This window comes from Pseudomonas sp. I3-I5, assembly GCF_022699445.1.
Taxonomy (GTDB): Bacteria; Pseudomonadota; Gammaproteobacteria; order Pseudomonadales; family Pseudomonadaceae; genus Aquipseudomonas; species Aquipseudomonas fulva.
This window is the reverse complement of the sequence record NZ_CP093940.1, coordinates 2,710,697-2,737,612: the sequence shown is the minus strand read 5'-3', so window position 1 is coordinate 2,737,612 and position 26,916 is coordinate 2,710,697. Positions and strand designations below refer to the sequence as shown.

The 26,916-nt window shown below is 61.3% G+C and carries 22 protein-coding genes and 1 tRNA gene; 11 read left to right on the top strand and 12 right to left on the bottom strand.

Features of this window, described 5'->3' with window-relative positions; genetic code table 11:
* Positions 1-29: 29 nt before the first annotated feature.
* On the bottom strand, positions 30-1,409 hold the full coding sequence (locus MOP87_RS12350) for a uracil-xanthine permease family protein (RefSeq protein WP_145279820.1): 1,380 nt from the start codon (positions 1,407-1,409) through the stop codon (positions 30-32).
* A 226-nt stretch (positions 1,410-1,635) separates the two neighbouring features.
* Positions 1,636-2,307: a Bax inhibitor-1/YccA family protein gene (locus MOP87_RS12345; RefSeq protein WP_242809564.1), complete on the bottom strand. Its 672-nt coding sequence runs from the start codon at positions 2,305-2,307 to the stop codon at positions 1,636-1,638.
* Positions 2,308-2,440: 133 nt separating this feature from the next.
* Between MOP87_RS12345 and MOP87_RS12340 the strand changes: the two genes are divergently transcribed.
* Together MOP87_RS12340 and MOP87_RS12335 are read left to right on the top strand one after the other, a co-directional pair.
* A tRNA-Ser gene (locus MOP87_RS12340) sits at positions 2,441-2,528 on the top strand.
* Positions 2,529-2,740: 212 nt separating this feature from the next.
* Positions 2,741-3,379 (top strand): TetR family transcriptional regulator, encoded by a 639-nt coding sequence (locus tag MOP87_RS12335; protein WP_027916162.1) that lies wholly within the window; start codon positions 2,741-2,743, stop codon positions 3,377-3,379.
* A 2-nt stretch (positions 3,380-3,381) separates the two neighbouring features.
* On the opposite strand, the gene MOP87_RS12330 is transcribed toward MOP87_RS12335, so the two are convergent.
* From MOP87_RS12330 to MOP87_RS12315, 4 genes are all read right to left on the bottom strand, one after another.
* Entirely contained in the window at positions 3,382-6,945 is a 3,564-nt protein-coding gene (locus MOP87_RS12330; RefSeq protein ID WP_028686521.1) for a molybdopterin cofactor-binding domain-containing protein, read from the bottom strand.
* Positions 6,942-7,415, bottom strand: coding sequence for a (2Fe-2S)-binding protein (locus MOP87_RS12325; RefSeq protein ID WP_027916160.1), 474 nt, complete (start codon positions 7,413-7,415; stop codon positions 6,942-6,944). Before MOP87_RS12325 ends, MOP87_RS12330 begins: the two co-directional genes overlap by 4 nt.
* A 195-nt stretch (positions 7,416-7,610) precedes the next feature.
* Positions 7,611-8,087 (bottom strand): MarR family transcriptional regulator, encoded by a 477-nt coding sequence (locus MOP87_RS12320; RefSeq protein WP_110606635.1) that lies wholly within the window; start codon positions 8,085-8,087, stop codon positions 7,611-7,613.
* A 69-nt stretch (positions 8,088-8,156) separates the two neighbouring features.
* Positions 8,157-9,209: a 2,5-dihydroxypyridine 5,6-dioxygenase gene (locus MOP87_RS12315; RefSeq protein ID WP_110606636.1), complete on the bottom strand. Its 1,053-nt coding sequence runs from the start codon at positions 9,207-9,209 to the stop codon at positions 8,157-8,159.
* Between the two features lie 326 nt (positions 9,210-9,535).
* Here MOP87_RS12315 and nicC point away from each other — a divergent pair, with 326 nt between their 5' ends.
* The 7 genes from nicC to MOP87_RS12280 all read left to right on the top strand — a co-directional run bounded on the left by nicC (position 9,536) and on the right by MOP87_RS12280 (position 18,266).
* Positions 9,536-10,684: a 6-hydroxynicotinate 3-monooxygenase gene (gene nicC / locus MOP87_RS12310; protein WP_027916157.1), complete on the top strand. Its 1,149-nt coding sequence runs from the start codon at positions 9,536-9,538 to the stop codon at positions 10,682-10,684.
* Positions 10,681-11,487 carry an N-formylmaleamate deformylase gene (nicD, locus tag MOP87_RS12305; RefSeq protein ID WP_027916156.1) on the top strand — a complete coding sequence of 269 codons (807 nt, stop codon included), beginning with the start codon at positions 10,681-10,683 and terminating at the stop codon, positions 11,485-11,487. The genes nicC and nicD overlap by 4 nt, the downstream gene beginning before the upstream one ends.
* A 13-nt stretch (positions 11,488-11,500) precedes the next feature.
* Positions 11,501-12,253 (top strand): Asp/Glu racemase, encoded by a 753-nt coding sequence (locus tag MOP87_RS12300; RefSeq protein WP_028686517.1) that lies wholly within the window; start codon positions 11,501-11,503, stop codon positions 12,251-12,253.
* 15 nt (positions 12,254-12,268) lie between these two features.
* Complete coding sequence (locus MOP87_RS12295; RefSeq protein WP_027916154.1) at positions 12,269-12,910, top strand: N-carbamoylsarcosine amidohydrolase; 642 nt, start codon at positions 12,269-12,271, stop codon at positions 12,908-12,910.
* A gap of 209 nt (positions 12,911-13,119) precedes the next feature.
* A complete protein-coding gene (locus tag MOP87_RS12290; protein ID WP_049695779.1) occupies positions 13,120-14,433 on the top strand; it encodes an MFS transporter in 1,314 nt (437 codons plus the stop codon).
* A gap of 135 nt (positions 14,434-14,568) precedes the next feature.
* Positions 14,569-15,861, top strand: a complete 1,293-nt coding sequence (locus MOP87_RS12285) for an OprD family porin (protein ID WP_128610397.1) — start codon at positions 14,569-14,571, stop codon at positions 15,859-15,861.
* 188 nt (positions 15,862-16,049) lie between these two features.
* The gene (locus MOP87_RS12280) at positions 16,050-18,266 is read left to right on the top strand and encodes a TonB-dependent siderophore receptor (protein ID WP_242809562.1); all 2,217 of its coding nucleotides are present in this window, start codon (positions 16,050-16,052) and stop codon (positions 18,264-18,266) included.
* A 116-nt stretch (positions 18,267-18,382) separates the two neighbouring features.
* On the opposite strand, the gene MOP87_RS12275 is transcribed toward MOP87_RS12280, so the two are convergent.
* The 3 genes from MOP87_RS12275 to MOP87_RS12265 form a co-directional block, all read right to left on the bottom strand.
* Positions 18,383-18,910: a ProQ/FinO family protein gene (locus tag MOP87_RS12275; RefSeq protein ID WP_027916150.1), complete on the bottom strand. Its 528-nt coding sequence runs from the start codon at positions 18,908-18,910 to the stop codon at positions 18,383-18,385.
* Positions 18,911-19,130: 220 nt separating this feature from the next.
* The gene (locus MOP87_RS12270; protein WP_028686512.1) at positions 19,131-20,756 is read right to left on the bottom strand and encodes a methyl-accepting chemotaxis protein; all 1,626 of its coding nucleotides are present in this window, start codon (positions 20,754-20,756) and stop codon (positions 19,131-19,133) included.
* A gap of 407 nt (positions 20,757-21,163) precedes the next feature.
* Positions 21,164-21,349 carry a hypothetical protein gene (locus tag MOP87_RS12265; RefSeq protein WP_027916148.1) on the bottom strand — a complete coding sequence of 62 codons (186 nt, stop codon included), beginning with the start codon at positions 21,347-21,349 and terminating at the stop codon, positions 21,164-21,166.
* Positions 21,350-21,560: 211 nt separating this feature from the next.
* On the opposite strand from MOP87_RS12265, the gene MOP87_RS12260 reads away from it, so the two are divergent.
* The gene (locus tag MOP87_RS12260; RefSeq protein WP_027916147.1) at positions 21,561-21,914 is read left to right on the top strand and encodes an SH3 domain-containing protein; all 354 of its coding nucleotides are present in this window, start codon (positions 21,561-21,563) and stop codon (positions 21,912-21,914) included.
* A 657-nt stretch (positions 21,915-22,571) separates the two neighbouring features.
* Here MOP87_RS12260 and MOP87_RS12255 read toward each other — a convergent pair.
* From MOP87_RS12255 to MOP87_RS12245, 3 genes are all read right to left on the bottom strand, one after another.
* Positions 22,572-23,993: a GGDEF domain-containing protein gene (locus MOP87_RS12255; RefSeq protein WP_027916146.1), complete on the bottom strand. Its 1,422-nt coding sequence runs from the start codon at positions 23,991-23,993 to the stop codon at positions 22,572-22,574.
* A 119-nt stretch (positions 23,994-24,112) separates the two neighbouring features.
* Positions 24,113-25,942, bottom strand: coding sequence for an SLC13 family permease (locus MOP87_RS12250; protein ID WP_242809560.1), 1,830 nt, complete (start codon positions 25,940-25,942; stop codon positions 24,113-24,115).
* A 158-nt stretch (positions 25,943-26,100) separates the two neighbouring features.
* Positions 26,101-26,388: an RcnB family protein gene (locus tag MOP87_RS12245; protein ID WP_110606640.1), complete on the bottom strand. Its 288-nt coding sequence runs from the start codon at positions 26,386-26,388 to the stop codon at positions 26,101-26,103.
* Positions 26,389-26,505: 117 nt separating this feature from the next.
* On the opposite strand from MOP87_RS12245, the gene MOP87_RS12240 reads away from it, so the two are divergent.
* Positions 26,506-26,856: a hypothetical protein gene (locus MOP87_RS12240; protein WP_023535507.1), complete on the top strand. Its 351-nt coding sequence runs from the start codon at positions 26,506-26,508 to the stop codon at positions 26,854-26,856.
* The last annotated feature ends 60 nt before the right edge of the window (positions 26,857-26,916 follow it).

The following is a 26,916-nucleotide window of genomic DNA, read 5'->3' as shown; positions in this document are numbered from 1 at the left end:
AAGGCCTGGCTGCTGCAGGCCTGTGGTCGTCAGGCCTTCTCCTTGCCCTCAGGCAAGAACCAGTTCAGGACCAAAGCACAGATGCCTCCGGTGGCAACCCCCGACTCCATCACATTGCGAATGGCCGCTGGCATATGGGCGAGGAACTCGGGTACCTGTGCCACGCCCAGGCCCAAGGCCAGCGATACGGCGATGATCAACAGGGCGCGGCGATCGAGGCGGGTGCTGGCCAGGATATTGATACCCGAAGCTGCCACGGCACCGAACATGACCATGGCCGCGCCGCCCAGCACAGGCTCCGGAACCGCCTGGATCACCCCGGCAACGCTGGGGAACAAGCCGAGCAGTATCAGCATCGCCGCAATCCATACGCCGATGTGACGGCTGGCGATACCCGTCAGCTGAATGACGCCGTTGTTCTGGGCGAAGATCGAGCTTGGGAACGTGTTGAACACGCCAGCCAGCAGTGAGTTGGCGCCGTTGACTAGCACGCCGCCTTTGATCCGTTGCATCCACACTAGGCCTTCCACGGGCTGGCGCGAGACCTTGCTGGTGGCCGTCACATCACCGATGGCCTCCAGAGAGGTCACCAGGTAGATCACCAGCATCGGGATGAACAGTGCCCAGGAAAAACCGAGGCCAAAGTGCAAAGGTGTCGGCACTTGGAAGAGCGCGGCCTCATGCATGCCGGTAAAGTCCAGGCGGCCCAGGTAGCCGGCCAGGGCATAGCCCGCCGCCAGTGCGATGACGATGGCGCAACTGCGCAGCCAGACCACAGGTATGCGGTTGAGGATGACGATGATTGCCAACACCACGCCTGACAGCAGCAGGTTCTCGCCGTTGGCAAAGGTCCCGTTGGCCATGGCGCCAAAACCACCGCCCATGCTGATCAGGCCGACCTTGATCAGGGTCAGGCCAATCATCAGCACAACGATGCCCGTTACCAGCGGAGTGATCAGCCGTTTGACGAAAGGCAAGATGCGCGAGACGCCCATCTCGACGAAAGACCCTGCAATCACCACGCCGAAAATGGCGGCCATGACGCCTTCTACAGGCGTGCCTTGCTTGACCATCAAGGCCCCGCCGGCAATCAGCGGGCCGACGAAGTTGAAGCTGGTGCCTTGCACGATCAGTAGGCCGGCGCCGAAGGGGCCGAAGCGTTTGCACTGGATGAAGGTGGCGATGCCGGAGATGACCAGGGACATGGACACGATCAGGTTGGTATCACGAGCAGAGACGCCCAACGCCTGGCAGATCAGCAGGCCAGGAGTGACGATGGGCACAATGATCGCCAGCAGGTGTTGCAGCGCCGCCAGCAAGCCGATGAGCAGCCGCGGCTTGTCTTCCAGACCCAGTACCAGTTCGTTGTCAGGCGCTGTCGCACCTGGGCTATGTTCCTGTGAGCTCATTGCGCAGCGCTGCCCGTCTATAAAAAAGGAGCGCATTCTACGGGCAGAATGGGGAATGCGGTAGGGGAATGCCGGTTAGCCGCCTGTTCGACGATCATCGCCTTCGTTACCTGACTTTTAAGTCAATAAGTCTGAGCGCAGCCACCGCTGCGACTGCGCATGTTCGGTAGAAACGGCAGGGACAAAAAAGCCCGCGTAGGCGGGCTTCTTCACACACGTCGTTGTATCAGTCGTCACGACCCATGATGCCGAACAGCTGCAGCAGGCTGATGAACAGGTTGTAGATCGAAACGTACAAGCTGATGGTCGCCATGATGTAGTTGCGCTCACCACCGTGGATGATGGCGCTGGTCTGGAACAGGATGCACGCCGACGAGAACAGCACGAAGCCGGCGCTGATGGCCAGTTGCAGGCCGCTGATCTGGAAGAAGAAGCTGGCCACGACCGCACCCAGCAGGACGAAGAAGCCTGCGGTGATGAAGCCGCTGAGGAAGCTCATGTCCTTGCGGGTGATCAGCACATAGGCCGACAGGCCACCGAACACCAGCGCCGTCATGGCGAAGGCCGAACTGACGACTTCAGCGCCGCCGCTCATGCCCAGGTAGCGGTTGAGGATAGGGCCGAGAATGAAGCCCATGAAACCGGTGAGGGCGAAGGTGGAGACCAGGCCCCATACCGAGTCGCGCAGCTTGGCGGTGAGGAAGAACAGGCCATAGAAGCCGATCAGCACGACGAACACGTTCGGGTACGCGAACCGCATCTGCTGTGAGATGAAGGCCATCAGGCCGCTGAAAGCGAGGGTCAGTGCCAGCAGGCTGTACGTGTTGCGCAGGACCTTGCTGATCTCCTGCTGCTCGACCTGCTGGCCGTGGTGTACGGCATAATCCTGTTCGCGCATGGCGACACTCCTTGGTGAACCTGTGATATGAAACGTCGAGGATGGTAGGAGTCTACCAGAGCTCCTGCAACCCGCGACACAGAGAGTTTGACAGCGTGTTTCATTCCGGTATTATGGCGGCCGCAAAGCAGCTGGAAGCGTGGCCGAGTGGTTTAAGGCAACGGTCTTGAAAACCGTCGATGGGCAACTATCCTAGAGTTCGAATCTCTACGCTTCCGCCACTACTCTCTACAAAAAAGCCCTGACAATTCAGGGCTTTTTTGTGTCCGAACGATTTCCGCCTTTTGCCCAAGCCCTGCTCGTGTCCGTCGTTGCCAATCGCAGTACTTGAGTCACACCTCCCTCGCTCGCACCGATCCTCTCGCCCAAAGGCTACGCAATACCCATCTAATATGGCAGTGTGACTCCCCTCGTCACCTCCACAGGGACCTCCATGCAAACGCGCAAAACCGGTATCCGTGCCCAACAGGCCGACCGCACCCGGGACAACATCCTCAAGGCTGCCGTACAGGTCTTCAGCAGGGAAGGCTTCGCCGGTGGGCGCGTCGAGCAGATTTCCAGCCTGGCGAAATCCAACGACCGAATGATCTACTACTACTTCGGCAACAAGGAAAAGCTGTTCATCAGTGTGCTAGAGCACATCTATGCCAGCTTCAACCAGGCCGAAGCCGGGCTGCAGCTGGACTTGGCCAACCCTGAGCAGGCGGTGCGTGCGCTGGTGGCATTCATTTGGGATTATTACGTGCAACACCCCGAATTCGTCACCCTGCTGGCCACTGAGAACCTTCACCAAGGCGAGCATGCGCGCAAGTCACAAAACCTCAAGGCCTTGTCGGGCGAAGCGGTTGGCGTGCTGCGGCCGATCATCGACGCGGGCCAGGCGAAAGGCCTGTTTCGCGACGACATCGACATCACCCACGCCTACCTGATGATTGCTTCGCTCTGCTATTTCTATAACTCCAACCGCCATACGCTCAGTTCGTTCTTGGCCGTGGACCTGGCAGACCCCAAGGCCAAGGCCGACTGGTTGGCGTTCATCAGTGACCTTGTCCTGCGCGGTCTGCGCCGCTGACCTCAATGGCTGCCTGGGTTGGCGCGAACCTGCGCGGCCGTGGCGGCGAGCCCTTGCCAGGCGGGCTTGTCACCTGCAAAACGCTGGCGCAGGTACGCCGCAAGATCGGCTACCTGTCGGTCCGACAAGCTGTCCTTGAAGCCTGGCATGTAGCCCAGGTCACGGGTGGCGGGGGTAGGAATTCCATGCAGTATCACCCGCAGCAGATTGTCTGGCAGGTCGCTGTGAACGTTGCTGTTCACCGCCATCGACGGGCTGACGCCGAACAGTTTCGGCCCCTGTCCATCGCTGTGGCAGGCCATGCAGGCGCCTTTGAACACGCGTTCGCCATTGCTCAATGAAACGTGTGTTTCAGCCGGCTGCGGTGCCTTGGTCGCCTGCGACTGAGGTTCGCCATCGAGTGAGCCGAGGTAATGGGCGATGGCACGCACGTCGCTTTCCGGCAGCGTCGCCAGCTCGCTGACCACCGGGCCCATGGGGCCGGCCGCCACACCGTGTTTGTCAGAAAATCCGGTACTCAGGTAGTTGAACAACTCGTCTTCGGTCCACGGGGTGGATGATTTACCCAACGCATTGAGGGCCGGTGCTTCCCAGCCATCGACCATCCCGCCGGCCAGGTAGCTGCTGCCAGCTTTCTCGGCGCCCATCAGGTTGCGCGGCGAATGGCACGCCGTGCAGTGACCGAGACCGTCGACAAGGTAGGCGCCGCGGTTCCACTGATCGCTGCGCTGCGGGTCGGCCTGATATTCACCGCGCTGCAGAAACAGGGCGTTCCAGCCAGCCATCAGCGGTCGCTGGTTGAACGGGAAGCGCATCTGGTTGGCGGGCGCTTGCTGGCGTACCGGGGTCTGCGACATCAGGTAGGCATACAGCGCTTGCATGTCGGCGTCGTTGATGACGCGGAACGAGGTGTAGGGAAACGCGGGGTACAGGTGACGGCCGTCACGGCTGATGCCTTCACGCATGGCCCGTTCGAAGGCGGCGAATGACCAGCGGCCAATGCCGGTTTCCGGATCGGGCGTGATGTTGGTGGTGTGGAGCGTGCCGAAGGGCGTGTGCATGGCCAACCCGCCGGCATTGACCTTGCCGCCGCTGACGGTATGGCACACGGCGCAGTCGCCGGCCGCTGCCACCTGGCGCCCGCGTTCGAGCATCGCGGCGCTCCAGCTGCCAGCACCGGGCGGGGTGACCGGTGCGATTTCACTGCGCCAGGGCAGGGCGGTGGCAAGCATGCCCAGGGCTGCGCCCAACACCCCAGCCAGGCCGCCGAACCACCACTTTGAGCGTTTGCTTGCAGGCTGCGCCGGGGCCGAGGGCCCAGGCCCCTGGTCATTGGCGCCAAGGGCGGCGCGCACCCGTTCGGCCGTGATCGGCAGCTCGCGAAAGCGGATGCCGGTGGCATCGAAGATGGCGTTGGCAATGGCAGCGGCGCTGGGTACCGAAGCGGATTCGCCGCTGCCCATCGGTGCTTCGTGCTGACGCGGCAGCATCATCACGTCGATGGCAGGCAGCTCGGGGAAGGTCAGGATCGGGTAGCCGCCCCATTCCTTGCTGGCCACGGTCGACGCTTCGAAGCTGACTTGCTCCTTGAGTACGCGGCTGGTGGACTGAATGACATTGCCGTGGATCTGGTGGCGCACGCCTTCGGGGTTGACCATCATCCCGGCGTCATGCCCGATCACCACGCGGGTGACGGCGACTTCACCGGTACGCCGGTCAACGGCCACGTCAGCCACCCACGCCGCCCATGCGGCGCCAAAGCCTGGGAATTTACTGTGGATGTAGCGCGCATAGGCAAAGCCGCGCCCGCGCAGTACGTCACCTTCGCCCTGGCTCTGCATGGGCTGGGTATGCGGCTGCCAGTCGGCGCGGGCGGCGGTGGCCTTGACCAGGTCGATGGCACGCGGGTCGGACAAGTGCTTGAGCCGATATTCCACCGGATCGACACCCGCTGCGAACGCCAGCTCATCGATGTACGATTCGTGGGCAAAGCTGTTGGGCATGGCCGACACACCGCGCATCCACGAAGCGCGCACCAACGGCGTCATGTCGTTGATGGTCACGCGCATGTGTTCGTAGTCATACGGTGGAATCGACGTGCGGTCGCCCATTTCGAACAAGGCCGGTACCGGCTCCACCGCGCCAGTGAGCAGCAGGGCCAGGGTCGGCGCGCCGTTGGACGGATAGCTGGTCTGGAAGTCATAGGCAGCCACGCTGCCATCTTCGTTCAGGCCGCCGTCGATCTCCATCAATTGTGCAGTGCCTTTGGGTTCCCAGGCGTGTTCCTGCTCGCGGGTCAGCTGTACCCGCACGGGGCGTAGCACAGCACGCGACAGCAGCACGGCGTCGGCGCAGACATCGTCGGCGCAGTTACGGCCGTAGCAACCGGCAGCCTCCATGCGGATGATTTCGATGCGCTCCTCGCCGCAGGCCAGCAGCCAGGCCAGATCAGCGCGCAGCAGGTGTGGGTTTTGGGTGCCAGACCACACGCGGATCTGCCCAGGCGTGTAGTCGGCCAGCGCGCATGATGGGCCAATCGAAGCATGCAGCTGATACGGCCATAGATAGGTACGGCTCAGGCGCTGACTGGCATTGGCAAGGCCTGCATCGACATCGCCCTGGTCCAGCACCGTGCGCTGGACCCTCGGGTTGTCGCGGATGGCCTGGGCCACATCGCTCAGGTCGGGCAGCTTGCCGGTAAAGGGCTTCCAGCTGATTTTCAGGTCTTGCGCGGCACGAATGGCCTGCTCCTCGCGCTCGGCAACCACGCCGACGAAATCGCGGATCACGACCACGGCCACGACGCCGGGTACGTGGGCGATGGATGACTCATCGACGGCCAGCAGGCTGTTGCCAACGAAGTCGCCGCTGTCATGGCCAGCATAGGGCGGACGGATCACTCGCCCGTGCAGCATGTCGGGCAGGCGCATGTCGTGAACGTAGGTCAGTTCACCCGTGGCCTTGCCGGGAATGTCCACGCGGGCAGTGCTGCGCCCGACCAAGGTGTAGTCTTCGATGGGCTTGAGCGGCGCATCCTCGGCAATGTGCAGTTGCTGGTTTTCCCCTTTTACCAGTTCGGCATAACTCAGTGCAGTGCCGTCGTCGGTGAGGACCGTGCCTTCTTCGATGCGCAGCGACTCGGGCTCGCACCCAAGGCGCAGTGCCGCCCGTTGCAGCAAATGACGGCGCGCAGTCGCCGCAGCCTTGCGCAACGGCACGGCTGAAATCTGCAGGGTGGCGCTGGCGATGGTCGCGCCTTGGTTGGGCGCCCGCTCGGTGTCGCCCAGCACCATGTGCACCTGGTCCATGCGCAGGTTCAACTCTTCGGCGACGATCTGCGCCAGCGAGGTGCGGATACCGGTACCCAGGTCAACGTGACCATTGAAGGCATAGACCCTGCCGTCGTCACAGACGGCGATGAACAGCGCCAGTTCGCGCTCCCGGGGCTCGGGCGTCACACCCTTGGCCACCGGGCCGGAAGGCGGTGTGATCTGATCGACGATCAGCAGCACCCCAGTCTTGGCCAGCAGTTGGTCACGGCTGGGCACCTGTTGCGAGTGGTTCATGCTTTTCTCCGGGTGTCGGCGGCGCGGCGCACGGCGCGCAGGATTTCGACGTGAGTGCCGCAGCGGCACAGGTTGCCGGACAGTTCGTTGCGAATCTGTTCGTCGCTCGGCTGGGGGATTCGATCGAGCAGGGCCGTGGCGGTCATGATCATGCCGTTCATGCAATAGCCGCATTGGGCTGCCTGCTCGTCGATGAACGCCTGCTGCACAGGGTGCGGCGCACGCTTGCAGCCCAGCCCTTCAAGGGTGGTGATCTCCCGGCCGACGGCTCCGGCCAGGGGGATGATGCAGGAGCGGGCGGCCACGCCGTCGATGATCACCGTACATGCCCCGCACTCACCCAGGCCGCAGCCGTACTTGGGGCCGTTCAGGCACAGGTCGTTGCGCAGGATCAGCAGCAAGGGCGTTTCAGGCAGGGCGTCGACTTCGAACGACTGGCCGTTGACCCGCACGGAGAGGGTTGTTTGCATGGTGGGCTCATCTCTGGAGGTGACTTGCGCTACCGAAGCACCCACAGGGTGCGTGCATTTCGGTAAGTACTCACTACATGAAATGAGCGAGCAAGAAGCAGGCCAGGCATTCGGATGAGCAGGGCATGAAAAATGAGCTCACCGAATCGGTGGCTCAGGCAGGGCGCGCGAAGGGGTGTCCAGCAGTGGTGTGGCTCAGGCCGCGCCGTCGTCGCTGTCGATCATCTTGCGCAGCAGGTACAAGATGGCGACGCGCTCAGCGGCATTGAGGCTGCCCATGCTCAGTTCACTGATCTGCCGGGCGCAGGGAATCATCGCATCGAGCAAGGCCGCGCCACTGTCGGTGAGCGTGACGATCACCTTGCGCCGGTCTCCCAGGTCTGGCGAGAGCTGCACCAGTTCACGTGCTTTCAGACGCTCGACGATCCCGCGGATGGTCGCCTGGTCCACGGCCGTTGCCTTGATCAACTCGGCCTGAGAGCTGGGGCCATGATCGCGCAGGGCGCACAGGGTGACGAATTGAATGGAGGTCAACTGTGGGTCGCAAGCCTGCTGCTGGAAGATCGCCGTGTGCCGCTGGTAAGCCTTGCGCAGCAAGTGACCCACCTGTTCGGTAACGTCGTAGGGGGCGGTGTCGTGTGGGGCGCTGTTGGGGGGAGTCGTGTTCGGCATGAGAGGCTTTGGGCTGGTGGAAAGGAGCTGGCCGGCCGCCAATAGCGGAGCGCCCGGCCAGTATAACCGTTATCGCGCCAGCGATTGCTGGGGCGCGACCACGTCCCCGGCCATGACCACGGCCTGATCGTCCAGGTAGATATCGCAGTTGCGCAGCGGGATGTCCAGGTGGCAAGGGGTCTTGCGCTTGCCGCCCACTTCGGTGTTCGGGCCTGTGGAGAACAGGAAGTTGCCGTAAAACGCGCGGGCATCCATGCACATCCCGTCGTTGCGGTCGTGCAAGCCCATGGCAGTCCACTGGGCGCGCGGTTGCAAGCCCCAGCCGATGTGCGAGATGCCGTAAACCTCAGGGTCGTTGAAGTACTTGAGGTAGTCGCGCAGGTACTCGGCCTCGAAATCGCCATGAATGCCGGTGATGAAGCCCTTTTCGATTTCGAGCGTGATGCGCTCGCGGCAATAGTTCTTGAACGGCAGGATGATGTCGCCTACATCCAGGACCAGCGTGCCCTCGGCGCTGTCCTCGTTTGGCCAGGTGAACAGAAATCCACTGGGCCAGTGGTCCCAGCGCCCCGGCTCGTCGGCGTAGCCGTACTCGGTGACTGCCGGGTACTGGCCGAGCGGGGCATGGAAGTCGCTGCCAGCCTTGGACCGCACATGCATGCTGCGGGCCTGCTTGAGCAGGGTTTCGGCAGCCAGTACCCGGCGCTTGTCGTCCTCGTTGGGCAGCATGCGCGCCAGCACTTCCGGAGGTTCCACCGCCAGCAGAATGCGGGTGCCGGTCTTGAGAATCTGCTCCTGCTCGGGGGAGTGCAGAAGCATCATCGTGTCGACGATCAGGTCGGCGGCTTCCAGTGCGCGCTGCGCCGCCAGATTGCCGGTAAGTGCCGTGTCCCCGCAGTAGGCGGTCATGTCCCGGCCCATGGCGGTCGGGTGATTGAACGCCGGCAGTTCCACGGCGTAGACCTTCGCCCCTAGTCGCTGCGCTGCTTCCATCGCGGCGTTGACCGTGCGCGGATCGGAGTAATGGCTCTTGAGGACGGCCACGCTCTGGGTGTCGTCCACACGGGACAGCTTCAGTACGTGCTCGAACATCTGGGTCAGTTGTGCATTGCTCACCGGCATTGTGGGTTCTCCTGGGTGGCCTCTGGCGGCATCAAGCGGTGCACCATCGCAGTGCTTGGCGCTTTATCTTGGCGCACAAGAAACAGTGTGTACGCCATAACCTGAGCGATAAGAGCGCATTCATTCGATCAACGCAAGTGATCTTTGAGACGTTACCAAACAACTCATCTCCCAGTTATGCGGTAACAAACGGCCATGTTGCCGTTCGATCACCTGTTTGAAAATATTTTAGCAAGGCTATTCCTAAGAGCCATTTAAAGTGTATACGCTGTAAATGACTCGCGGCCATGCCGCTTGCCACACATCAGAACAACAGGAGACTCTCCATGCGGGGAAGCCAAAAAATCGCAATCGTCGGCGCGGGTTTGGGTGGGGCGGCAGCAGCAACGTTGCTGCAGCAGGCCGGCTTCGATGTCGAGGTGTACGAACAGGCCCCGGCGTTCACCCGCCTGGGTGCCGGGATCCACATCGGCCCCAACGTCATGAAGATCTTTCGGCGCATGGGGCTGGAGCAGAAGCTGGAACTCATGGGTTCGCACCCGGACTTCTGGTTCAGCCGCGACGGCCAGAGCGGCGATTACCTCTCGCGCATCCCACTGGGTGAGCATGCTCGCCGCGAATACGGTGCGGCCTACATCACCATCCACCGGGGTGACTTGCATGCGCTGCAGATCGATGCCATCAAGCCGGGTACCGTGCACTTCGGCAAACGCCTGGAAAAGATCATCGATGAGGGTGATCAGGTGCGTCTGGACTTCGCCGATGGCACCCACACGGTCGCCGACATCGTCATAGGGGCCGACGGCATCCACTCCAAGATCCGCGAAGAATTGCTCGGTGCCGAAGCGCCGAACTACAGCGGCTGGGTGGCGCACCGTGCGCTAATCCGTGGGGTAAACCTGGCGCAGCATGCCGACGCATTCGAGCCCTGCGTCAAGTGGTGGTCCGAAGACCGGCACATGATGGTCTACTACACCACGGCCAAGCGCGACGAATACTACTTCGTGACCGGTGTGCCCCACGAGGCGTGGGACTTCCAGGGCGCCTACGTGGACAGCAGCCAGGAAGAAATGCGCGCTGCCTTCGAGGGCTATCACCCCACCGTCCAGAAGCTGATCGACGCCACCGAATCGATCACCAAGTGGCCGCTGCGCAATCGCAACCCGCTGCCGCTGTGGAGCCGTGGGCGTCTGGTGATGCTCGGTGACGCCTGTCATCCGATGAAACCGCACATGGCGCAGGGCGCCTGCATGGCCATCGAGGATGCGGCCATGTTGACGCGCTGCCTGCAGGAGACCGGTCTGTCGGACCACCGCACCGCCTTTGCCCTGTACGAGGCCAACCGTAAAGAGCGAGCCTCCCAGGTGCAGTCGGTATCCAACGCCAACACCTGGCTCTATACGCAGGAGGATCCAGCCTGGGTATACGGCTATGACCTGTACGGTCAGCCGCTCAAGAGCGGGGAGGCCGCATGACTACCTTCGTGACTGGCGGCCATGTGAACGCCAATGGTATCCGCCAGCATTACCTGCGCTATGGCGGTAAGGGGCATGCGCTGATCGTGGTGCCAGGGATCACCAGCCCGGCGATTACCTGGGGGTTCGTCGCCGAGCGCCTTGGCCAGCACTTCGATACTTACGTGCTGGATGTGCGCGGGCGTGGTTTGTCATCAAGCGGCCCCGATCTGGACTACGCCACCGATGCCTGTGCCGCCGACATTCCCGCCTTTGCCGCCGCGCTGGGGCTGGACAGTTATCACTTGGTTGGGCACTCGATGGGCGCACGGTTCGCGATTCGTGCCGCTGCCAACGGCGCGCCAGGCTTGCAGAAGCTGGTGCTGGTCGACCCGCCGGTATCCGGGCCAGGGCGCCGCGCCTACCCAAGCAAGCTGCCCTGGTATGTCGATTCCATTCGCCAGGCCAGCATGGGTATGAGTGGCGAGGACATGCGCACCTATTGCGCCACCTGGAGCGACGAGCAGTTGGCGCTGAGGGCCGAGTGGCTGCACACCTGTTACGAGCCTGCGATCGTGCGGGCCTTCGATGACTTCCACGAGGTAGACATCCATCAGTACCTGCCCGCTGTACGCCAGCCGGCGTTGTTGATGGTGGCTGGGCGTGGCGGGGTAATCGAGCCGTGCGACATCGCCGAAATCCGTGAGCTCAAGCCTGACATTCAGGTCGTACAGGTTGCCAACGCTGGGCACATGATTCCCTGGGACGACCTCGATGGTTTCTTTGCTGCATTCGGCCTCTTCCTCGATCGATCCCTTGCCTGAAGGAGCACGAGACATGACCAAGCTATACCGCATCGGCCAGATCGTGCCGAGTTCCAACACCACCATGGAAACCGAGATACCGGCGATGCTCAACGCGCGCCAAGCCATCCGCCCGGAGCGCTTCACCTTTCATTCCAGCCGCATGCGCATGAAGCAGGTGAGAAAGGAAGAACTGGCGGCCATGGATGCCGAGTCCGACCGCTGCGCGGTGGAGCTGTCCGATGCCAGGGTCGATGTACTGGGCTACGCCTGCCTGGTGGCGATCATGGCCATGGGCCTGGGCTATCACCGGCAATCCGAACAGCGCCTCAGGCAGGCGACTGCCGATAATGATGCACTGGCGCCGGTCATCACCAGTGCCGGAGCGCTGGTCGAAGCCTTGCATGTGATGAAGGCCAAGCGCATCGCCATCGTCGCCCCGTACATGAAGCCGCTGACCGAGCTTGTGGTGAACTATATCCGCGAAGAAGGCTTCGAGGTTCAAGACTGGCGTGCCCTGGAGATTCCCGACAACCTGGCCGTGGCCCGTCACGACCCCGCCAACCTGCCCGGTATCGTCGCCGGCATGAACCTTGAAGGGGTGGATGTGGTGGTCTTGTCGGCCTGCGTGCAGATGCAGTCGTTGCCGGCCGTGGCCAAAGTCGAGGCGCAGACCGGCAAGCCTGTGGTCACCGCTGCCATCGCTACCACCTACGCCATGCTCAAGGCGCTGGACCTCGAGGCGGTGGTGCCAGGTGCCGGCGCCTTGCTGTCGGGCGCCTATTGAAATCGGGAGATGGACATGAGCGAGGCACAAAGTGCTCGGGACAACTATCAGGGTGTATGGGGGCAGCGTATCGGTTTTGGTCGCGCACCGGCGCTGCTGATGATCGACTTCATGCAGGGCTATACCACGCCGGGGGCTGCGCTGTACGCCCCAGGCGTCGTCACGGCAGTGGCGCAGGCCGCGGACCTGCTGGCGCTAGCCCGCGATTGCGGCATCCTGGTGGTGCATACCAACATCCGCTACCAGCCCCCGCATTTTGTCGATGGCGGGGTATGGGTGCGCAAGGCGCCGGTGATGAAGGACATGGTCGAGGGTAACCCCTTGGCGGCGTTCTGCGAGGCCGTTGCCCCACAGCCGGAGGAGGTGGTGCTGAGCAAGCAGTACGCCAGCGCTTTCTTCGGCACCAGCCTGGCGCCGCTGCTGCACGCCCAAGGAGTGGACACCGTGGTCTTGGCCGGCTGCTCCACCAGCGGGTGCATCCGCGCCAGCGCGGTAGATGCGATGCAGCATGGCTTTCGAACCATCGTGGTGCGCGAATGTGTGGGTGATCGCCATGACGACCCGCACCACGCCAACCTGTTCGACATCGACAGTAAGTACGGCGATGTGGTTTCCCGCCAGGAAGCGATGGCGCAATTCAGGCAATTGACCGGCTGACACCGGCAGGCGCCTACCCAATAACAATCAAGGAACGGTGCCGGAAGCACGTTCATGACCGCCTGCTGTCCGGGCGGTCGCCCCGCAGGAGCACTCGGGGTTTTTCAGGCGTGGCCTGGGCATGTCGCGTGTAGCGTGCGACGGTCCTTGTGCGTCGAAAACTGCTGGCCTTAAAAACAACCACAAAGTCGCCCGCCAGGAGACAGGAAATGCCAATTGCGAATGCAACCACGGTCCATAGCGACATTGATCAGGGCACCAAAGCGCTGTACAGCAAGATCACCTGGAGGCTCATTCCCTTCCTGTGCTTTTGCTACCTTGCCGCCTACCTGGACCGTATCAACGTCGGCTTCGCCAAACTGCAGATGCTCGAAGATCTGCAGTTCAGCACCGCCGCCTATGGCCTGGGTGCCGGGCTGTTCTTCGTCGGCTACATCATTTTCGAAGTGCCCAGCAACCTGATTCTGCAGCGCGTCGGTGCCAAGCTGTGGATCGCCCGCATCATGATCACCTGGGGCCTGTTGTCGGCGTGCACCATGTTCGTCAGCACCACCACCCAGTTCTACATCCTGCGGTTTCTGCTCGGCGCGGCCGAAGCAGGGTTTTTGCCAGGGGTACTGTTCTACCTGACCATGTGGTACCCCACTTACCGACGCGGGCGCATCATCGCCCTGTTCATGATCGGGCTGCCGCTGTCGAGCGTGATCGGTGGGCCTATCTCGGGGTGGATCATGGGGCACTTCGATCAGGTCCACGGCCTGCATGGCTGGCAGTGGCTGTTCCTGCTGGAGGCGATCCCCAGCGTGCTGCTCGGCATTCTGACCTTCTGGGCCTTGCCCAATCACTTCCAGCAGGCCAAGTGGTTGTCGAGCCAAGACAAGGCTCAGCTGGCAGCAGACCTTGCCGCCGACGATGCAGAGGGTAAGGACAGCAAGCACAGTTTCCGTGACGGGTTCTTCAACCTCAAGGTGTGGATGCTCGGCGGTATCGATTTCTCGATCCTGCTCAGCGCCTACGCGATGGGCTTCTGGATGCCGACCTTCATCCGCGATGCAGGGGTAAGCGACACGTTCCACATCGGCTTGCTCACTGCCATCCCGAGCCTCGCCGCACTGGCCGGCATGCTGCTGATCGGCGCCAGTTCCGACCGTCACCGTGAGCGTCGTTGGCACATCATCGTCCCATTCATCGTCGGCGCCATCGCCATGGCCAGCAGCACCTTGTTCAGCCAGAACCTGGTCATGACTGTATTCCTGTTCGCAGTCGCCTCGGCCGCGATCATTGGTGCGGTGCCGGTGTTCTTCAGCCTGCCGGCGACTTTCCTGAAAGGAACGGCAGCCGCCACCGGGTTTGCCCTGGCCTGTTCGGTGGCCAACATTGCCGGGCTGGTCAGCAACTCGCTGATGGGCCTGGTCACTGACTGGACCGGTACTTCCCACGCGGCGCTGTGGGTGTTCGCCGGCTGCTTGCTCCTGAGTTGCTTCCTGGTCATCGCCCTGCCAGCGAAGCTGGTCAACCGCTAGCGGTCCAGCGCTTCACGCCCGGTAGGGCAGGCGGGCCGATGCCGGCCTGCCCACCCATTCTCAATGCAATCTGCACGTCGGCGGGCGTTTGTCTCGCCGGTGGATTGCTGTTGCCCGAATTTCAGGAATCGCCCCATGCACGCTTGCACTGCACCGCGTTTTTTCCCGAAGGCACGCCTGGCTGGCGGCTGCATCGCAGCCGCGCTGTGTACCGAGGCACCGGCTGAAGAGGTCGGTTTCATCGAAGGCGCCCGTGCGACCCTCCAGGCTCGCAATTATTTCTTCAGCCGCGACTACGCCGATATCAAAGGAGCAAGCACCCAATCGCGTACTCAGGAGTGGGCGCAGGGCTTCATCCTCAACGCCAGCTCAGGTTATAGCCAGGGCATCATTGGTGCCGGGGTCGATGTGATCGGCCTGTTGGGTTTCAAACTCGACAGCAGCCCCGAACATGCACGCTCAGGCCTACTGCCAAGCCTTGACAGCGGCACGTCCGCCGACCATTACAGCCGCGTGGGCGCGGCGCTCAAGTTCAAGGTTTCCCAAACCGAATTGAAGGTGGGGGAATTAATGCCCAATCTGCCTGTGTTGCTGTTCAGCGACCTGCGCCTGCTGCCACCGACTTATCAGGGCGCAATGCTGGAGTCACATGAGTTTGCTGGGCTGACGCTCAGTGCCGGCCAATTTCGCTCCACCAGCCTGCGCGACTCGTCCAACAGTCAGAAAATGTATGCGCTGGTCAACGACCCCATCAACCCCGCGCGGCTGGCCCGCTTTACCAGTGACCGCTTCAATTACCTGGGCGCCGACTATGCCTTCAACGACAACCGCTCCAGCGTGGGGGTATGGCAGGCGCAGCTGCAGGACATCTACCGGCAGCGATTCTACAGCCTCAAGCACGCCGAGCCCCTAGGTGACTGGACCTTGGGTGTGAATGCCGGCTATTTCCACGCCCGCGAGGATGGGCGCAAGCTTGCCGGCAACTATGATAACCATGCGCTGTTCAGCCTGTTCTCGGCGAGAACGGGCGGGCATACGTTTTACGTGGGCTACCAGCAGATAGGCGGGGAGGACGGTTTCATCCAGGTGGGCGCCAACACCAACCCGATGGGTAATACCCTGCCGACCTACGAGTTCTCGGCGCCTGGGGAGCGTTCCTGGCAGGTGCGGCATGACTACAACTTTGCGGCATGGGGGATCCCCGGGCTGACCTCGACATTGCGTTACGTACAAGGCCGGGACGTCAAAACCGGGCTGGGCTTTGAAGGGCGTGATCGGGAGCGGGATCTGGACCTGGCCTACGTGGTGCAAAGTGGGCCGCTGGAGGGGCTCGGCGTGCGCGTGCGCAATGTGATGGCTCGCTCCAATTACCGAACAGATATCGACGAGAACCGCGTGGTGCTCAGCTATACCATGAAGCTGTTCTAGAGGTTGTAGCGGACACCATCAGGCGAGCACGACAAACGGCCACCTCGGACGTGCACCTGGCCGGCTAAAAGCGACCAGGTGTACAACCCCGCTCAGCTGTAGCGGTTTATGCGATTAATTATCATATGATGATGATTATGATGTAGATTTGCGCGCACGGATTTTCACGCGCAAGGAGTCAGCTCGCAATGCCCCCGTCCATTTCCCATCCCACTACCTTCACCCTCGGCCTGTACGCTTGCTTAATCTGCCCGCCATCCTTTGCCGATACCCAGGCAAGCCAAGACGGCCCCGTGCTGGAGCTGGGCTCAACCGATGTGATTGCTACCGGCCTTGGCAGCGTCACTGAACGCAGTGGCTCCTACACCACCGGTAGCATGAGCGCAGCCACCCGGTTGAATCTCTCGATCAAGGAGACACCCCAATCGGTCTCGGTCATATCCCGCCAGCAGCTGGACGACTTCCAGCTCAACAGCCTGTCCGAGGCCATGGCTCACGTCACGGGAGTTACGGTGCAACGCAATGACTCGGAGCGACCGAGCTACTATTCGCGTGGTTACGCCATCAACAACTTCCAGATCGATGGCATGCTCAACACGTTCTCGGGGCTCAAGTCCGACTCCGACACCATCATCTACGATCGAATCGAAGTCGTGCGTGGGGCCACAGGCTTGACCACAGGTGCAGGCGATCCCTCAGGCACCATCGCAATGGTTCGCAAGCGCCCTACGCACGCGTTGGCGGTAAAGAGTGGTGTAAGTGGTGGCAGTTTCGACAATTACTACAGCTACCTGGACGTGGGTGGCCCGCTGGGCTGGGACGGCCGTCTGCGCGGACGCACCGTGCTGGCGTACCGCGACAACAAGTCGTTCATGGACAAGTATGCCACCCAGCGTGAAGTGGCCTACGGCGTGCTCGAAGCCGACCTGACCCCAAGCACCGTGCTGGCGGTGGGGTATGACTATCAGAACAAGCATGTGCAAGGGTCATCCTGGGGCACGGTACCGTTCTGGAACGCCGACGGCAGCAAAGCCAACTTGCCCCGTTCCACCAACCTCAGTGCGCCCTGGTCTTCCTGGCCGCTCAAAGACCAGACGGTATTCGCTACCCTCGACCAGTATCTGGCCAACGACTGGGTCATGAAGGTGGCGTATACCCACCGGCAAAGCGACAGCGACGGAAAGGTCTACTATGGGGGCAATGGCTTCCCCGAAGCCGACCGTAGCGGCATGCAGGCCTGGTATTCGCACTTCGGGGGCTCCGAGCAGATGGACGCGCTGGACTTCAACCTCGCGGGCCCTTTCCAGTTGTTCGGCCGCAGCCATGATTTCATGATCGGTTACGGCGAGTCGCGACGGCGCGACAGTGAACCCCACCGCCTTGATCTGCCTGTACCCGACGGTTTCGAGACGATTGCCGATTGGAAGTACATGGGGGCCACCCCTACGTTCTATGACCTCGAAACTGGGCTGGACAGTTCGCGCTCCAGTATTCGTCAGAAGGCCGGCTACATTGCAACACGTCTGAACCCCACGAATCGCCTGCACATCGTGATTGGCAGCCGCTACGGCAGTTGGCAGACGCAACAGCGGGAGTGGGATTACGGTGATGCCCTGCAAGTCACCGATCAGTCCACTACCAGGCAGGTCCAGAATGATCAGTGGACGCCCTATGCCGGCGTACTCTTCGATCTGACCGACCAGTTCACCGCCTATGTCAGTTACACCGATATCTTCAACCCGCAAACCGTGAGAGACGTCAACAAGCAGTACCTGGAGGCCATCGTAGGCAAGGTTTATGAGGTGGGGCTCAAGGGCAGCCTGTTCGCTGACCGCCTGAACCTGAGCACGGCAGTGTTTCGCAGCAAGCAGGACAACGTGGCGGAACAAGACGACTCAGTGCCGCCCAATGGCAACGAAGTATTCTACAAAAGCGGTGGCAAGGGCGTGGTTGTCGAAGGTTACGAGGCTGAAGTCGCAGGCGAGGTGATGACCGGGTGGCAGATGAGCCTGGGCTACAGCTATACGCATGCTGCCACGGCCGAGAAAAAGCGAAAGAACACCGAACAACCCTTGAACCTGGTGCGCTTGTCCAGCACCTATGCCCTAACACCAGCATTGACCGTAGGGGCAAGCCTGGACTGGCAGAGCGACAATTTCAGGCTGGCGAACCGACCGGTAGGGCGCGACGGTGATCGAATCATCACGGCCAAGGACGAGATCGGCCAGAAAGCATTTTCGGTGGTTGGACTGATGGCGCGCTACCGGATCGATGAGCACCTGACTGCTTCTGTCAACGTCAAGAACCTGTTCGACGAGCATTACTACAACAACGTCGGCTTCTACAACGGCGTGTACCACGGTGAGCCACGTACGATGATGGTCAGCCTGGATTGGAGGCTCTGAGGCGATGACCAGGTTGCGCTGTACACTCGGCCAGTCGGCGGCCATGTGATAGCCCGCAGCGCCCATCACCCGCGCGCTTGGCGAACGGGCGATGGGCGCTTGCTCAGACCAAGCCTTTACTCAGCGGCCTGTTCCACTGCCGGCTCGTCTGCAGCCTCGCCCTGTGCTGCAGGCGCAGCGGTCTGTGCCTTGGCTTGCGCCCGCTTGCGGCGTTCCTGATTACGCTGCTGGGCCGCCTGACGCTTGGCATGGATCGCCTGGGCGGCGGTCACCACGCCTGCCGGCTCACCGTTAAGGTCCAGGCGCGGGGCGTTTTCCACCATGCTGGTCCAGTAGCGGTTGCCCCGGCACCAGGTGGAAATGCCCAGCTTCAGTTGCTCACGGGTAATGCCCAGCAGCTCCAGGTGTTGCTCGGCATCCTTGAAGATGCCCTCCTTGAGCGGCACTTTCGGCGCAGGGTTGACAGGGAAGGCCAACGGGAAGTGCTTCTGCAGCGGCCAGATGGCGGCCACTGCCGGGTCCAGTTCACGCGGCTTGGTCTTCTGCGGGGGCTTGCGCTTGGCCGGCGCTGGGGCGCTTGCCTGTTGCTGCTCTTTTTCAGCCCGCAGGCGATCCCGTAGCGCTGCCAGTTGTTCAAAGCTCATCGTTCAATTCACTGCTTCAAGGTTGATTGCGTGGTGCAAGGATATGCGATGCAGCCCCGGTGAGCAGCCCAAAAGGCACAAATCGTCGCTTTTTTTACAGAAACCCACGACGGTCTTGCTCCAGGGCAGCGGTATTTGCGTCACACAATGGCGCGAATCCTTGCCCCAGGGGCACGGTGCAAGCTTTCCCGACAGGCCGCTGCTCCTCTGTCATCCAGCCCTAGACCTTGAACTTGGCGACCATCGCGTTCAGGTCCACAGCCAGGCGTGACAACTCCTGGGCGGCGGCGCTGGTCTGGTTCGCGCCGGCCGAGGTCTGCATCGCCAGGTCCCTGATGTTCACCAGGTTTCGATCCACTTCGCGGGCCACCTGGGCCTGCTCTTCGGAGGCGCTGGCGATCACCAGGTTGCGTTGGTTGATGGACGAAATGGCTTCGGCAATCGTGTTCAGTGCCTGGCCTGCGGATTGGGCGATTTCCAGGGTGCCTGACGCCCGCCCTTTGCTGGCGTGCATGGCCCCGACTGCAGACTCGGTGCCCGACTGAATGCCTGTGATCATGCCTTCGATCTCGGCTGTCGATTGCTGGGTTCGGTGCGCCAGCGCCCTGACTTCGTCGGCGACCACGGCAAAACCACGGCCGGCTTCACCGGCGCGCGCAGCCTCGATGGCAGCGTTGAGCGCAAGCAGGTTGGTCTGGCCTGCGATCGAGCCGATGACATCCAGTACCCGGCTGATCTCGTTGGCGCTGGTGGCCAGCTGTTCGATTTCCTGGGAAGTGGTCGTGACATCGCCGACGAGCTGACCAATGGATTGCAGCGCATCATTGACCCGCTGCTGGCCCTCACGGGTGGTCTGGTCTGCACCTTTGGAGGCATCGGCGGTGTTGACGGCATTGCTGGCCACTTCCTCAACCGCTGCGGTCATTTGGTTCACGGCCGTGGCGGCTTGGTCGATTTCGGCGCTTTGCTGATGCAGGCCGCGGCTGGTGTCTTCGGTGACCGTGAACAGCTCTTCGGATGCCGAGGCGAGCTGGTCGGAGGCGGCTGCGATGCCGGCAATCGTCTCGCGCAAGCTGTCTTTCATTCTGGACAAGGCGTGCAGCAACAGCGCGGGTTCGTCACTACCCGTCACCGTGATGACCTGGTTGAGCTCACCCGAGGCCACCCGCTCGGCAACGGCCACCGCTTCGCTCAAAGGCCGCACGATACTGCGGGTCAGCATGATGGCCAGCGCAATCATCAGTACGATGATGCCCACGATAGTCGCCGTGATAATCGAGAAGGACTGATCATAGGCGTCCGTACTGATCTGGGAGGCGTTGGTTGCGCCGTTGGAATTGTACTGGGTCAGCTCGATCAGCGACTTCATCATTGCGTCGGCGTAGTTGGCCAGTTCACCGTTGACCAGGCGGGTCGCTTCTGCAATGTCGTTCCTGCGTACAGCGTCAAGAATTGCGTCCTGCAACCTATGGTAGGTCTCGCTTCTGGCCAGAAATGCGTCGTACAGGGCCCGGTCTCGTTCTTCTGTCGCTGTTGCCTTGTACGTTTTGATTTGTTCCTGGTAGTGCTTGGAGATGTCCGCGATCTTGTCCAGTGTCGCGGCCCTGGCGCTGGGGCTTTCTTCCAGAACGCTGCGCAAGGTCAGTGCTCGGGCGCGGCCCAGGTTCATGCTGACCTCGTCCAGCAGCATGATTGACGGTAACCATTCGGTGCGCACTTCGTCAGTGGCCTTGTCCATCGTGTGCATGCGGTACAACGATGCCAGCCCCAGGATCAGTACGAGGAGGGCGACCAGCGTAAAGATGACAGCCGCGCGTGTGCCAATTTTCAAGTTCCGAAAATACATGTGTAGCTCCTTGGTGTAGCAATGCTTGCTAGGCTAAGCAAGTCCAGCAGGGTGACCGTGGTAATAAGGCTGCAGCCCTCTCGTTGAAACAGCTATCGGCACCTTGAGCAATAAACTTTAAGAATAAACATAAGCAGTTTACGAACGGCGTAGTTCGCCGTTGGATCGCTCAATTGCCGTGGTTTTCAGCACACCGCGAGCCTGTTCTTATGGTCATTGTGCAGGGTTATTTAGGTAACAATTTATTTCGTATTGATCTGGATCAAGAAAATGCTGATTGGATCGGCCGCAGGTCTTTGAATCGTTCGTCAACATACGCCTGTTTGAAGGCGCGCGAGTATCGAATGTCAGCTGTGAGCCTTGGAAACAGGCAGCCCCGCCCCTCGTAAGGGCCGAGGCCGCTGGGGCTATTGCAGTGTGTCAGGCTTAAACGCCGCCGGCAGTTGTGCCAGCGTGGTTTCGATTCGCGCTATCGATACCGCCAATGCGCTGGCCTCATCGTACTTGCCTTCGCCTTTGAGCTTGTCTCGCTCGCGGCGCAGGTTCAACAGGGTTTTTTGAAGTCTCAACGCCGGCTCATTGTAGTCGTCCATAGAGTTCTCTTAACGATAGCGTCCTTGCTGTTGTAGGAAAGGCTGACCGTAACAGGTCAGTTCCACCTCATAAACTGATCTTTCATACAGCGAGAACGAAGTCTAAGGAAACCTCCTACATCGCGGGATACATATTCCTACAAAGAGGCTGCGAGGCAGCAACTTCTGCAGCTTCTGCTAGGCTCGAAGGTTTCCGGCCAAGGAGAGGCCTGTGCATTTCATCGTGATCGAGCGGCATCGCAGTGCCTACCGACGCCCTCTGCGTTTCGCTCAAGGCACGCTGCTGGAAGTGGGGCCGCGTTTTGAGAGTGAGCCGGGCATGCAGGACTGGTACCTGTGCAGTTGCACGGGCCAGGAGCCAGGCTGGGTGCCGGAGCAGCTTATCGAGCGCCTGGACTTCAATCAGGGTAGGGCGTTGGATCACTATTGCGCCCACGAGCTGGATGTGGAACCAGGCCAGTTGGTTGAGCGGTTGCGCCTGCTCAACGGCTGGCTATGGTGTCGTCGTCATGGTGATGGGGAGCTGGGGTGGTTACCTGTCGGCAAGCTCCAGCAACTGATGTGAAGGTAAACGACCCCGCGCTACGGTGGACGGCTACGTGGGGCGCCCATTCCTGATCTGATCTGCTTTTTTTCTACAAACCTGAATCTGTAACCATATCAGTGAAGAACGGAAAATAACGTCATTCCGTATCACACTGTCGAGGTTTCAATGAGCAAGCTGGCGCTGTTCCTGGGTGGTTTCCTGCTGTTGACCATCATGATCGGGCTGCTGGGGACCATTCCTCCCAGTTGATCGCATGACCATTTCCCTTTTCAGCCCGCCGGGTTTCCAGTGCCCAGGCGGGCTTGTCGTTTGCGCCGCATTCCAGCGCTATCCCCAGTCAGTCTTCAGGCTCGGCGTTAGCACAGCCGCCGATCTGTCCGGCGCATCTGTTCAATGGTCGAAGTGGGATAAGTCGTTCTCCAGGCTGGGAAATCTGTCCACAGAAAAAGTGGGTAGGTCTGTGGATAACGTGCTGTAACCCAAGCCCCCGGCGGGCTCCGTTAAATTGAGCAGAAATTGAGCAACATTTCGTCTGGCTTTTGGACTGCCTAATCGAGCGGAGCCGTCACACATTCTCTTTGCCCAAACCGCCTTATCAACTGGCTTGATGGACCGGCGATGATCTCGAGTTGCCGGGTGAAGCTGCTTGACTTCAGTGAGCGCGCAGCAGAAGCCTCAGATGGCTCGACGCTGCGGCTCAGCTTGCTCCACGCGATTGCGTCCCTTCGCCTTGGCCAGGTAAAGCGCCTTGTCGGCGCTGGCCAGTAGTGTGGTCAGGTCTGGCGTCGGCATGCCTTCGTCGCAGCCTGCCAGACCGATACTGACGGTGATCTGCAAGCGCTGGCCGGCTTGCTCCACCTGAAGGTCCTGAACGGCACGGCGCAGGCGCTCGGCCGTAAATTGCGCCCTGTCCGGTGCAAGCCCTGGCACGATGATCACGAACTCCTCGCCACCCATGCGCGCGAATACTTCGCCGCTGTGCAACTGTTCCTGCAACGCATCGGCGAACTGGCGCAGCACCTGGTCGCCAACGGCGTGCCCGTGGGCATCGTTGATGGACTTGAAGTGATCGATATCCAGCATCATCAGCGTCAGTGGCAGGAATTGCTGATGCTGACGACTCTCCAGCAGCGCGTTTGCACGTCGAGTAAAAGCGCTGCGGCTCAAAGTGCCCGTAAGGTGGTCGGTGGTGGCCTGGTGCGCCAAACGCGCAAGCAGGCTGCGATTGGCCTGGGTCACGCAGGCCACTACCAGCGGCCCCAGTACCAGCATGGCGATGCCCAGGCGCGCCGACATCAGCGCCGTTACACCCGACTCGCTCTGCGGCACGCTGAAGTGCATGAGGCTCTGGGCAACGGCAACGATCAACGTGCTACCGGCTGTCAGCGTCAACAACGAAACCAGGAAGGGCGAGTACGTCCAAGCACACCACAAAAGGGCTGCGATCGGAAACGCGATGGCGCCGGGGCCGCCGAACGCGATGCTGAACGCCAGCGACACCAGCATGACCATCAGGGGCGCAAGGCGAATCCTTTGGCTCCCACCACGCAGCAAGGTACGCGCGGCCGGTGCGGTGAGCATCACCGGCAGCACCAGTACTGCGGTGGAAAACTGCTCGCTGAACCACGCCAGCCACGTGCTGCGCAGGGACTGTTCGAACCAGGGGGCAGCCATCACCGAGGCCAGGCTCGCAGCCACCGAGGCCCCGGCTGCACATGCGCCAAACACACTCAGCACCCCGTGGGGCGTGCGCATGCGCCGATGCAGGCGCGGCAAGCGCGATAGCAATTGCCAAACGGTGACCACGACGCCCATGTTGCACAGGTTGAACCACAGCGCCGGCCCCAGGGCACTCGCACAGAGCAGGTCCGCGCCAACCATGGCCAACCACATCAACACGAAGCCAGCCACAGTTGCCTGGCGTGGATAGCGCAGCAACACGCCTGCCAGTACGGCATTGACTGGCCAGAACAAGGACAGGGATTCGATCGGGCGAGCCAGAATGCCGCCAATGGTAAGCGCGAAGGTCAGGCTGAACAGTGCGGCGTAGGGCAACAAGCGCGATTGGGCTGGAAAAACCATGGGCTCGACCGGCAAGCGGAAACGATATCCAGGACGACCGCTGAACGCACCTGGGGCAATTGCGCATCAGTGTGTTGTTCCGGCTAGTTGATGTCAATCTGCCCAGCTCGAAGCTTTTGCGTATGCCGCCTACTTCACAGCCCGAAGAACCACGGCACCATGACCACCGTGACCCCCATTACCAATAGCGTGAACGGCACCCCTATCTTCACGAAGTCCGCAAATCGGTATTGTCCAGGGCCCAGCACCAGCGTGTTCACCGGCGAAGACACCGGCGTCATGAAGGCCGCCGAGGCTGCCAGCGCCACCGTCATCGCAAAGGGGTAGGGCGACATGCCCAGCTGCGTTGCGGTCGAGATGGCAACCGGTGCCATCAGCACTGCGGTTGCAGTGTTGGAGATAAACAGCCCGATCACTGCCGTGACCGCGAACAGGCAGGCCAGCATGGCGCTGGGCCCGGCGTCGCCCAGCACATTCACCAGCGCCCCGACGGCCAAGTCTATGCCACCGGTTTTCTGCAAGGCTTGGGCAAATGGCAACATGCCTACGATCAGTATCAGGCTTTGCCAATGGATCGAACGGTAGGCGCTGTTCATGTCGATACAACGGCCTGCGCCCATCAACAGGCAACCAATGAACGCTGCCATGACATTGGGCACCGCGCCGCTGACCATCAGGCCAACCATCACCGCGAGGCTCAACAACGCCTGGGGCGCGCGCCGGCGAGCAGGTGCCACCAGGTCGATCTCGGCCGGCAAGCTCAACACCAGAAAATCGCGCGGTTTGCCTTGTAGCTGGCGTACCGCCTTCCACGGCCCGACCACCAGCAGGGTGTCGCCCAGGCGCAGCTTTTCTTCGACCAACTGGTCTTGCACGGCCGCCTGCTCCCGGCGCAAGCCCACCACGTTGAGGTCGTAGCGTGAGCGAAAGCCCAGCTCGAGGATGCTCTTGCCGATCAGTTGCGAGCCCGGTGGCAGGGACACCTCGGCCATGCCTACCTCCTGCGATTGGTCGATGAAGTAGGCGGCCTTGAAGTGCAAGGGTTCCAGTTGCATGGTCTGGCACAGGCTGCGCAAATCGTCGCGGCTGGCAAACAGATCCAGCAGCAGTACATCACCCTGGTGCAGCACGGTATTGGAATCAGGCGAAATGACGCGTGTGGTGAACTTGTGTTGACGTTCGATGCCGATGACATTGGCCCCGTGGCGGGTACGCAGCTCCAGCTCGCCCAAGGTATGGCCGATCAGCGGTGATTGGGGGCGAATGCGCAAGCGACGCTCACGACCATTGAGTTTGTAGTCCAGAACCAGGTCCAGCAAGGTCCGCCGGGTCTCGACACGTCCATCCTTGCGCACCTCGCCATTGAGCCAGTGTCGGGTCAGAAGCATGTAGCCCACACCCAGCACCAGTACCACCAAGCCAAAGGGCGTGAAGCTGAAGAACGAGAAGCCTTGTTCACCATGGCGTACCAGTTCGCTGTGCACCACCACGTTGGGCGGGGTCGCCACCAGGCTGAGCATGCCACTGATCAGGCCGGCAAAACTCAGCGGCATCATCAGGCGGCTGGGCGAGAGTTTCAAACGCGCGGCAATACTCAACACGACCGGTATGAAGATGGCCACTACTCCCGTGGAGCTCATGACCGAGCCCAGGCCGGCCACCGCGACCATCAGCAGTACCAACAGTCGGGCCTCGCTGTTGCCCGCCCGTTCGCTCATCCACTCACCGATCCGATAGGCGATACCAGTGCGCACCAGCCCTTCACCGATGACGAACAGCGCAGCGATCAGCACGACGTTCGGGTCGCTGAAACCTGCGAGCGCCTGTTCGATCGTCAGCACGCCCGACAATGGCAATGCCACGATCACCAGCAGCGCCACGACATCCATGCGTGGACGGTTGATGATGAACAGCACGACGACAATGGCAAGCAGGGCCAGCACCCATGTCAGGTCTAGATTCATCGGGAAAGGTGTTCCTTCACACAGGGCACATGAACGATAGCCGGTAGTGTGCCACCTGAGCGTGAACGAGGTGTTGATGTATTGCAGTGTTTATCGGGGAGGAACGACGCGGGTGCTTGAGCGGGTGTCAGGTACCTGACACCCGCCCAAGCAATGGATCATTTGGTGCGGATGGACAGGACTACGCCATTGGTCGTTTGTACGAGGACGTAACGATCGCCCATGCTTACCCAATGGCTTTCCTTCTCCGGAGCCGGCAGGCCTTTGGCTTTCCAGTCCTTGATGGCCTGATCGTCGCGCTTGTATTGATCCGGGGCTTTGTCGCCTTCTTTCAGCTCACGGTTGTGGGTGGCCGAATTCTGCACGCTATCGTCGGTAGACGTCGCTGCAGTGGCGACCATGGGCAGGCAGGGCAGGGCAGCGAGGAGCAGGTAGTGCAGTTTCATGGCGGTTTCCTTGTTGCGTGGTGTTTGTGCTAAGACAGCGAAAGTCGCGCCACAATTCACTCTCGTGCATGCCAGTGCTAGAGTCGCCTCCTTCTTAAATGATTTCGAGGATGGACCATGCGTGTGATTCTGCCCGTGGCCGCAGCCGTGCTGCTGGTCGGTTGTGCTTCTGCGACCATGGATGCGGCCCGTAGCGGCCAACCCACTACGCACATGAATTCGCGCAAGGCGCCTGAACGCGTTGCCCAGTGCATCCAGTACGGGTGGCAGGAAGAGCGTGTGTTCGGCCAGGACGCCAGCGGCTACCTGGAGCCGCGCAAGCAAGGTGGCTTTACCGTCTATACCCGCGAGGCCGAAACGTTCGTCGATGTCTACCCGCAGGACGGCGGTGCGCGTGTCGATTACTACACCCAGAACGACAACGGGGTCTCGTTGCAGCGCCGGGCGGCGGCTGCAACCTGTCTCTGACGGGTAAGGGGCGAGCCAGGGCTTTACACTTTTTTGCATCCGAACGCTGTCAGGTGTGTC

Coding starts and splice junctions, on each gene's coding strand:
- MOP87_RS12315 (WP_110606636.1), bottom strand. CDS start 9,209: ATGCCGGTGAGCAATGCACAACTGACCCAGATGTTCGAGCACGTACTG.
- MOP87_RS12280 (WP_242809562.1), top strand. CDS start 16,050: ATGCCCCCGTCCATTTCCCATCCCACTACCTTCACCCTCGGCCTGTAC.
- MOP87_RS12295 (WP_027916154.1), top strand. CDS start 12,269: ATGAGCGAGGCACAAAGTGCTCGGGACAACTATCAGGGTGTATGGGGG.
- MOP87_RS12290 (WP_049695779.1), top strand. CDS start 13,120: ATGCCAATTGCGAATGCAACCACGGTCCATAGCGACATTGATCAGGGC.
- MOP87_RS12325 (WP_027916160.1), bottom strand. CDS start 7,415: ATGCAAACAACCCTCTCCGTGCGGGTCAACGGCCAGTCGTTCGAAGTC.
- MOP87_RS12345 (WP_242809564.1), bottom strand. CDS start 2,307: ATGCGCGAACAGGATTATGCCGTACACCACGGCCAGCAGGTCGAGCAG.
- MOP87_RS12265 (WP_027916148.1), bottom strand. CDS start 21,349: ATGGACGACTACAATGAGCCGGCGTTGAGACTTCAAAAAACCCTGTTG.
- MOP87_RS12300 (WP_028686517.1), top strand. CDS start 11,501: ATGACCAAGCTATACCGCATCGGCCAGATCGTGCCGAGTTCCAACACC.
- MOP87_RS12330 (WP_028686521.1), bottom strand. CDS start 6,945: ATGAACCACTCGCAACAGGTGCCCAGCCGTGACCAACTGCTGGCCAAG.
- MOP87_RS12245 (WP_110606640.1), bottom strand. CDS start 26,388: ATGAAACTGCACTACCTGCTCCTCGCTGCCCTGCCCTGCCTGCCCATG.
- MOP87_RS12350 (WP_145279820.1), bottom strand. CDS start 1,409: ATGAGCTCACAGGAACATAGCCCAGGTGCGACAGCGCCTGACAACGAA.
- MOP87_RS12335 (WP_027916162.1), top strand. CDS start 2,741: ATGCAAACGCGCAAAACCGGTATCCGTGCCCAACAGGCCGACCGCACC.
- MOP87_RS12240 (WP_023535507.1), top strand. CDS start 26,506: ATGCGTGTGATTCTGCCCGTGGCCGCAGCCGTGCTGCTGGTCGGTTGT.
- MOP87_RS12320 (WP_110606635.1), bottom strand. CDS start 8,087: ATGCCGAACACGACTCCCCCCAACAGCGCCCCACACGACACCGCCCCC.
- nicD (WP_027916156.1), top strand. CDS start 10,681: ATGACTACCTTCGTGACTGGCGGCCATGTGAACGCCAATGGTATCCGC.
- nicC (WP_027916157.1), top strand. CDS start 9,536: ATGCGGGGAAGCCAAAAAATCGCAATCGTCGGCGCGGGTTTGGGTGGG.
- MOP87_RS12275 (WP_027916150.1), bottom strand. CDS start 18,910: ATGAGCTTTGAACAACTGGCAGCGCTACGGGATCGCCTGCGGGCTGAA.
- MOP87_RS12270 (WP_028686512.1), bottom strand. CDS start 20,756: ATGTATTTTCGGAACTTGAAAATTGGCACACGCGCGGCTGTCATCTTT.
- MOP87_RS12250 (WP_242809560.1), bottom strand. CDS start 25,942: ATGAATCTAGACCTGACATGGGTGCTGGCCCTGCTTGCCATTGTCGTC.
- MOP87_RS12285 (WP_128610397.1), top strand. CDS start 14,569: ATGCACGCTTGCACTGCACCGCGTTTTTTCCCGAAGGCACGCCTGGCT.